This window comes from Saccharopolyspora sp. NFXS83 (assembly GCF_026241095.1).
In the GTDB taxonomy this organism is placed as follows: domain Bacteria; phylum Actinomycetota; class Actinomycetes; order Mycobacteriales; family Pseudonocardiaceae; genus Saccharopolyspora_C.
Window position 1 is genome coordinate 1 of sequence record NZ_JAPFGB010000020.1, and the last position, 14,612, is coordinate 14,612.

General features: G+C 74.3%; 4 protein-coding genes. All 4 read right to left on the reverse strand.

Annotation, left to right across the window (positions count from 1 at the left end):
• Window positions 1–83: 83 nt before the first annotated feature.
• The 4 genes from OOZ19_RS20905 to OOZ19_RS20920 all read right to left on the reverse strand — a co-directional run bounded on the left by OOZ19_RS20905 (window position 84) and on the right by OOZ19_RS20920 (window position 14,287).
• Window positions 84–638, reverse strand: coding sequence for a cupin domain-containing protein (locus OOZ19_RS20905; RefSeq protein ID WP_266091834.1), 555 nt, complete (start codon window positions 636–638; stop codon window positions 84–86).
• Between the two features lie 2 nt (window positions 639–640).
• The gene (locus tag OOZ19_RS20910) at window positions 641–2,476 is read right to left on the reverse strand and encodes a class I adenylate-forming enzyme family protein (protein ID WP_266091835.1); all 1,836 of its coding nucleotides are present in this window, start codon (window positions 2,474–2,476) and stop codon (window positions 641–643) included.
• 241 nt (window positions 2,477–2,717) lie between these two features.
• Window positions 2,718–2,921 (reverse strand): MbtH family protein, encoded by a 204-nt coding sequence (locus OOZ19_RS20915; protein WP_266091836.1) that lies wholly within the window; start codon window positions 2,919–2,921, stop codon window positions 2,718–2,720.
• Complete coding sequence (locus OOZ19_RS20920) at window positions 2,918–14,287, reverse strand: non-ribosomal peptide synthetase (RefSeq protein WP_266091837.1); 11,370 nt, start codon at window positions 14,285–14,287, stop codon at window positions 2,918–2,920. Before OOZ19_RS20920 ends, OOZ19_RS20915 begins: the two co-directional genes overlap by 4 nt.
• Window positions 14,288–14,612: the final 325 nt, after the last annotated feature.

Genomic DNA, 14,612 nt, shown 5'->3' on the forward strand with positions numbered 1-14,612 from the left:
GAGCCACTCGGGAAAAAGATCCCGCAGCGAGGAAGCCGCTGAGGTTCCGCCACCCGACCACCAAAGCAGAACGAGCCGAAATCTCAATCAGGCAAACCAGCACATTCGCGACAAGGGCAGTGGGGGCAGTCCAGGGAGTGCAGGTACCGCGGAGCCCCTGCCGTCTTGTCGCACAGCAGGCAGGTGAGGTCGCCGTCGTCGGCGATGATCTCCTCGTAGGGCACGGGCGTCATCCGGTCGCTGGAGTCGATGCGCTTGTGCGGGGCGCCGACCGCGACGATGAGGTGGTCGGTGATCGCGCCGACCGCGTGCGGCACGGACCCTTCGACGAGGAACGTCTGCCCCGCCTGCGTCTCGTGGATCCGGCCGCCGTAGGTGATGGTGCCGACCCCGGCGACCACCGTGAGCACGTGGTGCCCGGGGTGGGTGTGCGGCACGAATCCTTGGCCCGCGGGCAACCGGATGAGGTCGGCGCCGATCTCGCCGTTGGTGGCGAGTTCCCGGCCGCTGGCCGAGGCGGTGCCGTGCAGCGGGACGTCGAGCCCGCCGTGGTCCACGCGCAGGTCGGTGTGGTCGTCGGTGATGGAGTTCTTCGCCCAGGTGGCGATCTCCAAGGGATGGTCGTCGCGCCGTGCCATGCTCACTCCTCCTGAGTCGGGCGGGCCCAGATGACGCCGCCGAGATCGTGCCGTCCGGCACGCAGCACGGAGCAGCCGACGAGGGCATGTCCGTCGTGCCGGAGCCGGCGCAGCCTGCTCCACCGGTTCACGCGGTGGCCGGTCCCGCCGCCGGTGAGGAACGTCCACACCGGACCGAGCGCCCAGGGCGCCCGACCGGTGGTGGTTCCGGTCGCGTGCGGCAGCACCAGCAACCGCCCGTCTTCGATGGTCGTCTCCTCGCCGAACGGGACGGCCACGGCGGGAGCGCCTTCGGCCGCCGCCACTTCCGCGGCGAGTTCGACGTGGGCCGCCAGCGGCCAGGCCGCGGCGAGCTTCGCGCGCCACACTGATTTCGCCGCCGCCAGTTCCGCGCTCTCGGGGCTCGTCCAGTGCTCGCGGACGAAGTCGACCGCTGCGAACGCCACGTCGTCCTCGGCCGTCGCGGTCGGCGGGGCGAGCGCTGCGAGCGCTTGGAGTTCGTCGGATCCGGGCGCGTCGGCGTGCATCCGGCGGGCGGCGAGGGCGGCGTGCTCCAGCAGCCGCTCGTACCGCCCGGGGGCCAGCCGCCGGGCGGCCAGCGACGCGCCCATCTTCGACCGCTGCGGCTTTCCCGTTGCGGTGGCGCGGAATCCGCCGAACCGCAGCACCGCCGGGCGCAGCGCGGTCCGCTCGCAGAGGTCTTGGACCACGCCCACTTCCGCGTCGTCGGTGACCAGGCCGATCTCCTGGCCCAGCGCGGGTTCGGCGACGCCGACGGCGGCGAAGCGACCGGTGAGGCCGTCGGCGCGCCAGCCGCGTTCGACCTCCAGCGGGTAGTGCTTCTCGCCGCCCCGGTTGATCCGCTCCTTGGTGCGCCCGTGCAGCACGAGCAGCCCGTCGCGCAGGTCGCCCAGGTCGCCGGTGCGCAGCCAGCCGTCGTCGGTGACGGCTTCGGCGGTGGCGGCCGGGTCTTCCCAGTAGCCGTCCATCAGGTCGGGGGTGCGGATCTGCACCTCGCCGGATTCCAGCCGCAGTTCCGTGTCCGGCAGGGCTTCCCCGACAGGCGGGAACCGGTCCAGGTACTGCTCGGAGAATCCCGCCGCGTCCAGCAGGGGCATGGTGAAGCTGAAGTTGACGGCTTCGGTGAGCCCGTAGCCCTGCCGCAGCCGGGGACCGTAGGTCCGGTGGAAGCGGCGGACCAGGTCCCCGGTCAGCGGTGCGGCGGCGGTGATCAGGTAGTCGAGTTCCGCGGGCCAGTCGGGTGCGGCGTCGAGCAGGTCGGCCAGCAGCGCCGGGACGATCGACGCGGTGCGCGCTCCCCCTTCGGTGAGCGCGGCGAAGTACCCGGCCGGGTCGAACCGGGAGTGCAGCACCAGCGGCGCCCCGGTCCGGTGCGTGCCGAGCAACGACATCACCAGCGCGTTGCAGTGGTACAGCGGCAGGCATGTCCCATGTGGACGATCCGGTGAGATCCCGTGCAGCGCGGCGGTCTTCGCGGCGTTGCCGAGCACGGCGCGACGGCTGAGCCGGACGCCCTTCGGCCGCCCGGTGGAACCGGAGGTGAACATGATGAACGCCAGCCCCGCCGCGTCCGGGTGCTCCGGGGGGAGGCCGGTGGCGCGCACCTCGATCTCACCGGCGACCCGCTCCACCACGGCGCTCGCCCGGACCCGCCGCACGATCTCGGCGGGGTCGGTACCGCGCGGCGCCAGCGGGACCGCGACCAGCTCGCGGTCGAAGCAGGTCAGCAGCACGGACGCGAGGTCGGGGCCGTTGGGCAGCCGGATGACGACCCGCGCTCCGGCGGGCAGCGCCGCCAGCTCGGACCGGTACGGCATCGCGGAACACCTCGTTTCGGATAGGCGTTGTTCTCAGCCTCGTCAGGCGGAGGCCGCCGAGAACCCGTCTTCGATCGTCGTCCTGTCAGCGGCGGAGCCGCTGTGCGGTGACCGGCTTGAGCGGGCCGCTCACCGGTGGGTTCTCAGCGGCTTCCTCGCGGGGACGGTTCTTCCTTCGTGGCGGAGCCAGTCGGGAGAAACGACCCCGCGGCGAGCAAGCCGCTGAGGTTCCGCTGAGCGCCTACGCAGGCCGTTCCGCCGACGCGGGCCGGAGGTCCGTCCAGTGCTCTTCGACGTACCGCAGCGCGTCTTCGCGGCTCGCGCCGTCGAGCACCACGTCCCACCCGGCGGGGACCTCGGCGAACGCGGGCCACAGGGAGTGCTGGAGTTCGGTGTTGCGCAGCACCAGGAAGGTGCCGTCCTCGTCGTCGAACGGGTTGGTCATGACCGCCGGTCCTCCTCGTGTTCGGTGTGCTCTCGCAGGTGGTCGCGCAGGATCGCGCCGAGTTCGCCGACGTGGCGCGGTTGCATGACCCGGTGGTGCGGGTGGTCGAGCCGGTACGTCGTGAACGGCCCGTCCAGGTGCGGGCGCCAGCGCCGCGGATCCGGGCCGTCCGGAGTTCCGATGTGGACGGTCGCGCCGGTGTGGTGCCCGGGCCGGTGCCCGGGCAGCAGGCTCGCGTTGTGCCGGGACACCTCGACGAGGTCGGCGATGTCCTGCTCGGTGAGCTCGGCGAGCGCGCTGCCCTCCTGGCGCAGCGCGGCCGACACCTCGGCGAACGAGCGCGGCACGTCCCCGTCGCGGCCGACGGAGGTGAGCAGCACGCCGTGGATCCGCTCCAGGTCGATCGGATCGTCGTCACCGGGAGCTCCACCGCCGAGCGGCGGATCGATCAGGCACAGCAACCCGGTCTCCGCCCCGAGCCGCGCCGCCATCGCGTGCGCCACCAGCCCGCCGAACGACCAGCCCACCAGGTGGTACGGCCCTTCCGGGTGCGCCGACCGGAGCTCCGCGAGGTAGCGCTCGGCCATCGCGTCGACGTCGCCCGGCAGGTCCGCCACCCCGCCCGCACCGATCCCCTGCAGGCCGTACACCGGGTGCGCCGGGTCGAGGTGCGCCAGCAACCCCGAGTACAACCAGGCCAGGCCGCTCAGCGGATGCACGCAGACGACCGGCGGGGCGTCGCCCCCGGTGCGCAGCGGAACGAGGTGACCGGCGGGCGCGTCGGTGGCGCCGAGCACCCGTGCCAGACCGGCCGGGGTCGCGGCGGCGAACACGTCGCGGATGTGCGGCCGGATGCCGAACTCCGCCTCGACGCGGTCCACCAGGCGCACCGCGAGCAGCGAATGCCCGCCGAGTTCGAAGAAGTTCTCCCGGTGCCCGACCCGCGGCACGCCGAGCACGTCGGCGAACACCGCGCACATCGCCTGCTGCGCCGCCGTCCCGGCCGGTTCGGGTTCGACCTCCGCCCGCCCCGGGTCGGGCAGCCGGTCGCGCAGCAGTTTCCCGTTGTGCGACAGCGGAAGTTCCGGCGTGGTCAGCAGCCGGGACGGGACCATGTAGGCGGGCAGCCGCTCCGCCAGGTGCGCCCGCACCGAGGCCAGGTCCGCGCCGGGCGCCACCAGGTGCCCGACGAGCCTGCGGTCTTGGGCGTCGTGGTCGTGCACCGCGACGGCCGCCGCCAGCACCTGCGGATGTTCGGTGAGCACCGCTTCGATCTCGCCGAGTTCCACCCGGTGGCCCCGGATCTTGATCTGGTCGTCGTCGCGGCCGTGGAAGCGCAGCACGCCGTCCCCGTCGCGGGAGGCGAGGTCGCCGGTGCGGTACATGCGGGTTCCGGGCGGCCCGAACGGGTCCGCGACGAACCGGAGCGCGGTGAGCGCGGTGCGGTGCAGGTAGCCGGTGGCCACGCCGCGCCCGGCGAGGTAGAGCTCACCGACGACTCCGGGCGGGACCGGGTTGAGCCACCGGTCGAGCACGTGGCAACTCGTGTTCCACAGCGGACTCCCGAGCGGCACCGCCGCCGGTTGCGCCCCCTGCACCTGGTGCGCCGTGGACCACACCGTGGTCTCCGTGGGCCCGTAGCAGGCGACCACCTCGCAACCGAGGTCGCCGAGCCGCTCGGCCAGCGGGCCGGGCACGAACTCACCGCCGATCACGGCCCGCACGCCGCGCAGGTCCCTCGGTCGCTGCGCGAGCAGCGCGTGCCACAGCGACGGCGTGGCCTGCATCGCTCGCACCCGGTGCCGGTCGACGAGGTCGAGCAGCAGCGCGGGGTCGCGGGTGAAGTCCCGTCCGGCGAGCACCACGGCCGCACCGGTGACCACGCCCAGGTACAGCTCCGGCACCGACATGTCGAACCCGGCGGGCGCGGTCGCCAGGACCCGGTCGTCCGGCCCGAGCCGCAGCCGCTCGCGCAGGGAGCACAGCAGGTTCAGCACCGCGTCGTGCGGCACGACCACGCCCTTCGGCCGGCCCGTGGAGCCGGACGTGTAGATCACGTACGCGGTACCGGGCGGGACCGAGCCCGGCTCGCCGGGACCGTCCTCGCAGGTGAGCGCGCCGGTGTCGTCGTGCGTGACGACCAGGGCCGGGCGGGCGTCGGCGAGCACGCCCGCGACCCGGCGCCGCGGGAGGTCCGGGTCGTAGGGCAGGTACGCGGCACCGACGGCGGTCACCGCGAGTATCGCCGCGAGCAGGTCGGGTTCGCGGCGCAGGCCGAGCGCGACGAGCCGGCCCGGCCCGGCACCGCGCGCGGTGAGTTCCGCGGCGATCCGGTCCACCCGCTCGGCGACCTGCCGGTAGGTCAGCTCCCGATCGCCGTGGATCAGCGCCACCGCCTCCGGCGTGCGGGCGACCTGGGTGGCGAACAGCGAGTGCGCCGTGCCCGGCGGCACCTCCCGGGCGGTGCGCCGCGCTTGGTGCGCCAGCCCGGTGCGTTCGGCTTCGGTGAGCACCGGCAGCTCGGCGACGCTCCGCTCCGGCTCGGCGGTGGCGGCGCGCAGCAGCCGTTCCAGGCGGCCGATGAGCGCCCGTGCGGTGGCCGGGGTGAACAGCTCCGCGTCGTACTCCAGCACGCCGCCGATCCCGGCGGGCGCGCCGCGCTCGTCGTGGCCGGGGCGCAGGCTCCACAGCAGGTCCATCCGCGAGGAGGAACCGTGCAGCGCCACGGGTTCGACGGCCGTGCCGGGCAGGTCGAACTCGGTGGGCGGGGTGTCCTGGAAGGCCAGCATCACCTGGAAGATCGGGTGGTGCGCGAGCGAACGCGCCGGGCGCAGCACTTCGACGAGCCGCTCGAACGGCAGTTCCTGGTGGTCGAAGGCGTCCAGGTCCACCGACCGGATCCGCCGCAGCAACTCGCCGAAGGCGGGTTGCCCGGACAGGTCCGCGCGCAGCACCACGGTGTTCACGAAGCAGCCGACCGCGTCGTGCAGCGCGGCGTCGCCCCGACCGGCGACGGGGGTGCCGATGGGGAGGTCCGCACCGGCCCCGTGGCGGTGCAGCAGGACCGCGAGCGCGGCGTGCAGCACCATGAAGAGGCTGACGTCGTGGTCGTGGGCGAGCCGGGCCGCCGCCGCGTGCAGGTCGGCGTCGAACTCGATCTCGACGGTCTCCCCGACGTGCGCGGAGGCCGTCGGACGCGGGTGGTCGGTCGGCAGCGCCAACTGCTCCGGCGCGCCCTTGAGCACCCGCGTCCAGTGCTCGATCTGGTGATCGGTACCGATGTCCTGCTGCCACAGCGTGAAATCGGCGTACTGCACCGGATCCGAGGTCCACTGCGGAGCAGCACCGCCGATCCGCGCGCGGTAGGCGCGGGACAGGTCGCGGCTCAGCGGGGCGAACGACGAGCCGTCGGCGGCGATGTGGTGCAGCAGGATCAGCAGCACGTGCTCACCGGGCGCCGAGGTGTAGAGGGTGACGCGCAGCGGCGGATCCGCCGCCAGGTCGAAGCGGTGCGCGGAGTCGGCGTCCAACCGCCGAGGCAGCTCCTGCTCGGACACTTCGACGTGCTCGAAGCACAGCGAGTCCGGGGCCAGAACGCGTTGCCACGGGCCGTCTTCCGCTTCGGCGACGACGGTGCGCAGGACCTCGTGGCGGGCCACCACGTCCCGCCACGCCTCCCGCAGCGCGACCGGGTCCAGCGCGCCGCGCAAGCGGTGGGCGAACCGCAGGTTGTAGGTCGAGCCGAACTCGTCGAACCCGCTGATGAACCACAACCGGCGCTGCGCGGGCGACAGCGGGACGCGCTCGGGACGCCTGCCCGCGCGCAGCCGCGGTCGGGACGCCTCGGCCTGGTCGGCGATGCGGCGGGCCAGTTCGGCCACCGTGGGCGCGTCGAACAAGGTGCGGATGTCGAGCTCGACGCCCAGCCCCGAACGGATCCGGTTGATCAGCTGGGTGGCCAGCAGCGAATGCCCGCCGCTGTCGAAGAACCCCTCGTCCACGCCGATGCCCGGCACGCCCAGCGTCGCGGCGAACGCCTCGCGCAGGAACCGCTCCGCCGCGGTGCCCGGCGCCCGCCCCGGCGCCCGCCCGGACACCGGGCTCGGCAGCGCGCGGCGGTCCAGCTTCCCGTTGGGCGTCAGCGGAATCTCACCGACCGGCAGCACGAACGACGGCACCATGTGCCGGGGCAGCACCGCCGCCGCGTGGTCGAGCAGCACCGCCGGTTCGACCTCCGCCGCGAGCACCGCGTAGGCCACCAGGCGCGGTCCGCCCGCGTCGTCGCGGGCGAGCACCACCGCTCGGGCGACCGACTCGTGCTGCTCCAGCACGTGCTCGACCTCGGACGGTTCGATGCGGAAACCGCGCACCTGCACCTGCTGGTCGACGCGGCCCAGGTATTCCAGCGACCCGTCGGGCAGGAACCGGGCCAGGTCGCCGGACCGGTACATCCGGGTGCCGGGCGGCCCGAACGGGTCGGCCACGAACCGGCACGCGGTGAGTCCTGGCCGCCCGAGGTAGCCGCGCGCCACACCGCGCCCCGCGACGTAGAGCTCACCGGGACAACCCGGGGGCACCGGCCGCAGCGCGCGGTCGAGCAGGTGCAGCCGCAGGTCGTCCAGCCCGGCGCCGACGACGCTGCGCGTCTCCGCCGGATCGCGCAGCTCCGCGTACGTGGTGTGCACGGTGGTCTCGGTGATCCCGTACATGTTGATCACGCGCGGGGTGTCCGCCGCGATCCGGCCCCGGACGCGCGCCGGGTCCAGCGCCTCCCCCGCCAGCACCACGCAGCGCACCGAGTCCGGCTCGGCACCGGATTCGACGAGCTGGTAGTACGCAGACGGGGTCTGCGACAGCGCGGTGACCCGCTCGCGGTCCAGCAGTTCCCGGAATTCCCCCGGTGCCCGGCTCACCTCGAACGGCACCACGACGAGCCGCCCGCCCCGCCCGAGCGCGGCCCACAGCTCCCACACCGACATGTCGAACGCGTAGGAGTGGAACAGGGTGTGCACGTCGTCCGGGCCGAACCCGAAGTGCCGGTCGGTGACCACCAGCAGCCGGTGCACGTTGTCGTGCGTGACGACCACGCCCTTCGGCGTGCCGGTCGACCCGGAGGTGTAGATGACGTAGGCGGTGTCGCCCGGCGCGATCGGGACCGCGAGGTCGCCGCCCGGCATCTCGTCCACGGCCGCAGCGACCGCGTCGTCGTCCAGCACCAGCGGCGCCGCCTCCGCGGGCAGCGCGGCGGCCGAGTCCCGCACCGCCACCACCAGTGCCGGATCCGCGTCGGCCAGCGTGGCGCGCAGCCGCTCCGCCGGGTACGCCGGGTCCAGCGGCAGGTAGCCCGCACCGGACTTCAGCACCGCCAGCAGCGCGACCACGAGTTCGGTGCCGCGCGGCAGCGCCAGCGCCACCAACCGCCCCGGACCCGCACCTCGCGACGTCAGCACCCGAGCCAGCCGGTTCGCCCGCGCGTTGAGCTCGCCGTAGGTGAGCCGCCGCTGCCCGCAGGACACCGCGGGCGCATCCGGACGCGCCGCCGAGTGCCGCTCGAACAGCTCCGGCAGCACCCCGCCCGGAACGTCCGGCAGCGGCGCGGGTGCGCGGTGCTCGCCGGGCAGCAGCAGGTCGATCTCGCCCAACCGCGCGTCCGGCGCCGAGCTGAGGCGTTCCAGCAGCGCGCCGAGCCGTTCCAGCAGCAGGCGCGCGGCGGGCTCGTCGGCGACGTCGTCGCGGTGGTCCAGCCGGAAGCCGAGCCGGTCGCCGGGCAGCACGATCAGCGACAGCGGGTAGTGCGTGCCGTCGGACACCCGCAGGTCGGTGATCCGCGGTTCCCGCAGGTGCCGCTGTGCGTCCTGCGGGTCCGGCGGGTAGTTCTCGAACACGAGCACGGTGTCGAACAGCTCGCCGTGCCCGGCGATGGCCTGCAACCGGGTCAGGTCGACGTGCTGGTGCTCCAGCACCGCGAGCTGCTGCTCGCGCAGCCCGGCCAGCGCCTCGGCCACGGTGCGACCCGCTCCGAGCCGCACCCGGACCGGCACCGTGTTGATGAGCAGCCCGACGACGTCCTCCACTCCCGGCAGCTCGGCGGGGCGGCCGGAGACGGTGGCGCCGAACACCACGTCGTCGCGCCCGGTCAACGCTCCCAGCAGCACGCCCCAGGCGAGCTGCACGAGGGTGTTGAAGGTGAGCCCGTGGCTGCGCGCGGCCTGCCGGATCCGCTCGGTCGCGGCGGCGTCGAGCTCGTGGTGCACCCGCCCGTGCCGCGCCGCGCCCGCGCCGGGCGCGGCCACCAGCGCCGGTTCATCCACATCGGACAGCAATGCGCGCCATGCGACCTCGTGCGCGGCGGAGTCCTGCTTCGCCATCCAGTCCAGGAAAGCGCGGTAGGGCACCGGGTCCGGCAGCGGCTCGGCCGCGTACAGCGCGAACAGGTCCCGGATCAGGATCGGCATCGACCAGCCGTCGATGAGGATGTGGTGCGTGGTCAGCACGAACACGTGCCGGTCCGGGCCGGTGCGCAGCAGCGCGGCGCGCAGCACCGGCGGGTCGCTCAGGTCGAAACGTCGGGCGCGGTCCGCGTCGAGGTAGCGGGTGACGTCGGCCTCGGCGGGTGCGTCGAGCTCGGTCCAGTCGACGCCGAACCGGGACGGCCACACCTGCACCGGGACGCCGTCGGTGCCGTGCCGGAACCCGGCGGTGAGCTGCGGGTGCCTGCGCAGCAGCGCGTGCACCGCGCCGCGCAGCGCCGCGGCGTCGAGCGCGCCGGTGAGCTCGAACCCGAACTGCACTAGGTACGGGTCGACGCCGTCGCGGTCGAACAGCGAGTGGAACAGCAGTCCCTGCGCCAGCGGCGGCAGCGCCAGCACCTCGCCGCCGTCCCGGTCGGTTCGGTGCCGCGCCTCGGCGGCCAGCTCGGTGAGCACCTCGAACCAGCGCCGGGCCAGCTCGTCGACCTCGTGCTCCGGCACGAGTTCGCCCGCCCAGGACCAGTTCGCGGTCAGCCGCGGACCGTCGGCGCCGTCGGTGATCAGCGAGTCGAGTTCGATCGGGTGCGTCAGCGGCAGGTCCGGCGGCATCGCCGAGCCGAGCACGCCCGACCACGGCTGCGGGCCCCAATCCTGCTCACCCGCGGCGTCGAAGCGCCCGAGGTAGTTGAACCCGAGCTGCGGGCGGGTACCACCGGCCAGCTCCGGCGCGGTCTGCGGGTTCAGGTGGCGCAGCAGACCATGGCCGATGCCGTTGCGCGGTATCGAATCCAGCGCTGCGCGGACCCGCTCGACCGGTTCGTCCCAGCCGGCGCTCTCGGGCTGCGCGCCGCGCAGGTCGAACCGCACCGGGAACCGGGTGGTGAACCAGCCGACGGTGCGGGACAGGTCCTGGTCGTCGGCGAACTCCTCCCTGCCGTGGCGCTCCACGTCCACCAGCACCGCGTCACCGGCGCGCGGGTGGCCCGTCACGGCCAGCGCGAACGCCGCGAGCAGCACGGTGTCCACCGGGCAGCCGAACACCGCGGCGGCGCGGTGCACCAGTTCACCGGTGACCGCGGCGGGCAGCGTCAGGGACCGGTGCGCGCGAGTGGCTTCCGAGTCGGTCTCCGGCGACAGCGGTCGCGCGGTCAACGGCGGATCGGAGGCGGCGGCCAGGTCCCTCCACAGTGGATGCTCCGCCTGCACTTCGGGTTGCTGCGCCCGCGAACCCGAATCGCGCGCCCACTCCGCGAAGGAAGTGCCGACCGGATCCGGCCGCGGCGCGCGACCTTCGACGACTGCACGCCCGGCGTCGCGCAGGTCGTCGAGCAGGATCCGCCAGGACACCCCGTCCACGGCGAGGTGGTGCACGGCGAGCACCAGCGTGCCCGGCTCGGCACCGGCGTCGAGCCACACCGCCCGAACGACGCGGCCCGCAGCGGGATCCAGTCCCGCTTGCGCCGAGCGCGCGTGCTCGGCGGCGAGCTCCCGCAGCTCCGCACCCCCCAGGCCGCGCACGTCCTCGCGCACGAGCTCGCACTCCGGGTCCTCGGCGACCGACAGCGACCACAATACGTCCGTTGTGGACAGCCGCAATCGCAGCATGTCGTGATGTGCCACCACAGCGCGCAGCACGGCGCGCATCCCGTCCTCGTCGAACCCGGCCGGGGTCCGCAGCACCGCGTACTGCGCGAAACCCGCCACCGAGCCGCCCAGCTCCCGGAACCAGTGCATGATCGGCGTCAGCGGCAGCGGCCCCCGATCCGGCCCGGTGTCGCGACGCGCCGGTGCGGCCGGGACTCCGGCGTGTCGAGCCAGCGCGGCGGACGTGGGATGCCGGAACACGTCGGCGGTGCCGATCCCGAAACCCGCGCGCCGCGCCCGGCTGGCGAACTGGATCGCCGTGATGCTGTCACCGCCGAGCTCGAAGAAGTCCGCCTCCGGCGACACGTCCGCGAGCCCGAGCACCTCGCCCACCAAGCGCCGCAGCACCTGCTCGGCGTCGGTCGAGGACGCCACCTCCACCACTTCCGCGCTCGCACCGGCGGGCGCGGGAAGGGCATCGCGGTCGAGCTTTCCGTTGCGGTTCAACGGCAATTCGTCCACCGGCACGATCGCCGAGGGCACCATGAACGCGGGGAGCGCCGCGTCCGCCCGAGCCGACAGGACGTCGGCGTCGGCCTCCCCGACCACGTAGCTCACGATCCGCCGCCGACCGGGACGGTCCTCGCGCAGCACCGTCGCGACCTGCCGCACACCGGGCGCGCCGCGCAGCGCGGCGTCGATCTCGCCGAGCTCGATGCGGTAGCCCCGCAGCTTCACCTGGCCGTCGGCGCGTCCCGCGAACTCCAACAGCCCCTCGGAGTTCCATCTGGCCAGGTCACCGGTGCGGTACATCCGCTCGCCCGGCGGGCCGGACGGGCAGGCCACGAACCGGTGCGCCGTCGCGCCCGGAGCGCCGACGTAGCCGCGCGCCACGCCCGCGCCCGCCAGGTACAGCTCGCCGACGACGCCCGGCGGCACCGGCCGCAGCGCGTCGTCGAGCAGGTGGACCCGCTTGCCGTCCAGCGGCGCCCCGATCGGCACCGTCGCCTCGTCGAGCGCGGTTCCGGGCGGCACGGGCTGCCGGGTCGCGAACACCGTCGTCTCCGTCGGCCCGTAGCCGTTGACCACGGTCAATCCCGGCACTGCCTCCTGCACCCGGCGCACGGCGGCGGGCGAGACGACGTCACCGCCGGTCCACACCTGGCGCACCCCGGCCAGGCAAGCCGGGTTCTCCTCGCTGAGCGCGTCGAACAGGCCCGCCGTGAGCCACAGCCCGGTGATGCGGTGCGCGGCGACGGTCTCGCCGAGCACGCCGAGGTCGGCGGCGTCCGGCGGAGCCAGGACCACCTCTCCCCCGGTGAGCAGCGGCACCCACAGCTCCAAGGTCAACGCGTCGAAGGCGTGCGGCGAGTGCAGCAGCACCCGCCGAGCACCGCCCTCCGCCCACCACCGGTCGGCGACCAGCCGCACCAGGTTGTCGTGGGTGATCGCGACGCCCTTCGGCACACCGGTGGAACCGGACGTGAACATGACGCACGCGAGCCGCGCCGGCTCGGGGTCCGCATCCGCCTCCGGGGCCGCCGGTGCGGGCTCGGCGAGGTCGAGCACCCGGCCCCGTTCCCGGAACCACGCGGCGAAATCGTCCGTCGTCACGTTGGTGACCAGCAGCTCGATCCGGGCGGTGTCCGCGATGGTGCGCAGCCGGTCGGGCGCGTCGCCCCGGTGCAGCGGCACGTACGCCGCGCCCACCCGGACCACGGCCAGCACCGCCACCACAAGGTCCGCGGACCGCTCCACCAGCAGCCCCACCGGCGACTCCGCACCCGCCCCGGCCGCGACCAGCCGGGCCGCCAGCGCGGCGGAGCGGACGTCCAGTTCGCGGTAGGTCAGCCGCTCGCCCGTGGCCGCCGAGGTCACCGCGACCGCATCGGGCCGGCTGCGCACCTGCTCGGCGAACGCCGCGACCGCGTTGCGCGCGACCGGCTCCGACGGCGCGCCGGTACCGGCCGCGAGCACCTCCGCCCGCTGCTGCGGGGACACCGGCTCGAACCGGCCCAGCGGCGTCTCCGCCGGAGCGTCCACCAGCTGCCGCAGCAACCGCTGGAACCGGTTCCGGGCCGCCGCGAGCAGCTCCTCGTCGTGGTTGGCGGGATTCGCGTCGAAGTCGAAGCGCAGCTCCCCGTCGCCCCGGTCGTAGGCGACCACGGAGAAGTCCTCCGACGGCGGCGCCTGCACGTTGTGGACGCTCGCCGAGCAGTCGCCGAAGCGCAGGCCGTAGGCGAACTTCTGGATGTTCACCACCGGGCCGAAGAACACCCGGCCGTCCTCGGGGTAGCCGAGTTCGCGGCGCAACCGCTCACCCCGGTACCGCTGGTGGCGCTGCACCCCGGCGACCTCGGCGGTGACCTGCTCGACGAACTCGCCGACGGTGGCGGCCGGGTCGACGCGCAGCCGCAGCGGCAGCACGTTCGCCGACATCGAAGGCACGGTGCGGCTGAGCTCGGTGGCCCGGCCCGGGACCGGCAGGCTCAGCACCACGTCCCGGCTGCCCGTCACCGCGTGGGTGTGCAGCGCGGTGGTCGCCACGATCAGCCGCGACCAGCGCTGCCCGAGCCGCTGCGCGGCGGCGCGCAACCCGGCGAACGCCGACTCGTCCAGGACTGCGCTCAACCGCAGCGACCGCGCCGAGGCCGCGGCCGGACGGGCCGCCATGCTCAGGAACCCGGGACCGTCCGCGAGCCGGTCCTGCCACCACCGCCGGTCCGCGTCGAACTCGGCGCGCCGGCGGTACTCGTCCTCTTCGGACAGCAGCGCGGCCGACGACGCCCAGCCGCTGGCGGGCACGGGCTCACCCGCGCCGCGGTGGCCGTAGATCTCCGACACCCGCTGGGAGAACAGCGTCATGCCCACGCCGTCGAGCGCGATGTGGTGCACCCACTGGAAGAGCAGGTGGCGGTCGTCGGCGATCCGCAGCACCTCCGCGCCGAACAGCGGGCCGGTCGCCAAGTCCACGGGCCGGTCCAGTTCCGCGCGCATCAGCTCCAGCGCCGCCGCGTGCGGTTCCGCTTCGGCGCGCAGGTCCCGGACGGCGATGTCGGGCTCACCGGCGCGGAGGCGACGGCGAGGCCGGCCGTCGGAACCTTCGGCGAAGACCGCGTTGATCGCCTCGGTGTCGCGAGCGGCGAGGCGGACCGCCGCCACCAGCGCGTCCACGTCCAGCGGCCCGGCGATGTCGACGTACTCGCCCCACAGGTACCGCGAGCGCTGTTCGGAGCGGGCCTGCTCGGCGATCCAGATGCCGAGTTCGGCGTCGGACGCGGGCAGCTCGGCGGAGTTCTCGCCCAGGTTCATCGGTCATCCTCACCGGCAGTGGTCTGCGCTGTGTCGGCCTCGGATGGCCGCGCCGGTACCGGGGCGGCCCACGAGACATCGCCCGCGGACGGCGCGGGGCGATGGCGTTCTGGGGTCGGCTGATGTCGTACGTCGGGCGGCGGCGAAGTCGCTCCAGCGGTGACCGCGGAGAGCGGTATCCCCCGACGGCGGCGGTTCCGCCCGCCCGGTGGCCACTTCCCGAAGCGGGTGCGGCGGCGGGCGGACTACCGGGGTTCGGTCGCCGGGCGCATTGCGGCTCTGCAAGGCCCGAGGGGGAAGGCGCGGGAGCGCTGCGGCGCGCTAG

What these genes read in the sequence shown, in the direction of transcription:
- OOZ19_RS20905 (WP_266091834.1), bottom strand. Translation starts at nt 638, where the DNA reads ATGGCACGGCGCGACGACCATCCCTTGGAGATCGCCACCTGGGCGAAG.
- OOZ19_RS20910 (WP_266091835.1), bottom strand. Translation starts at nt 2,476, where the DNA reads ATGCCGTACCGGTCCGAGCTGGCGGCGCTGCCCGCCGGAGCGCGGGTC.
- OOZ19_RS20915 (WP_266091836.1), bottom strand. Translation starts at nt 2,921, where the DNA reads ATGACCAACCCGTTCGACGACGAGGACGGCACCTTCCTGGTGCTGCGC.
- OOZ19_RS20920 (WP_266091837.1), bottom strand. Translation starts at nt 14,287, where the DNA reads ATGAACCTGGGCGAGAACTCCGCCGAGCTGCCCGCGTCCGACGCCGAA.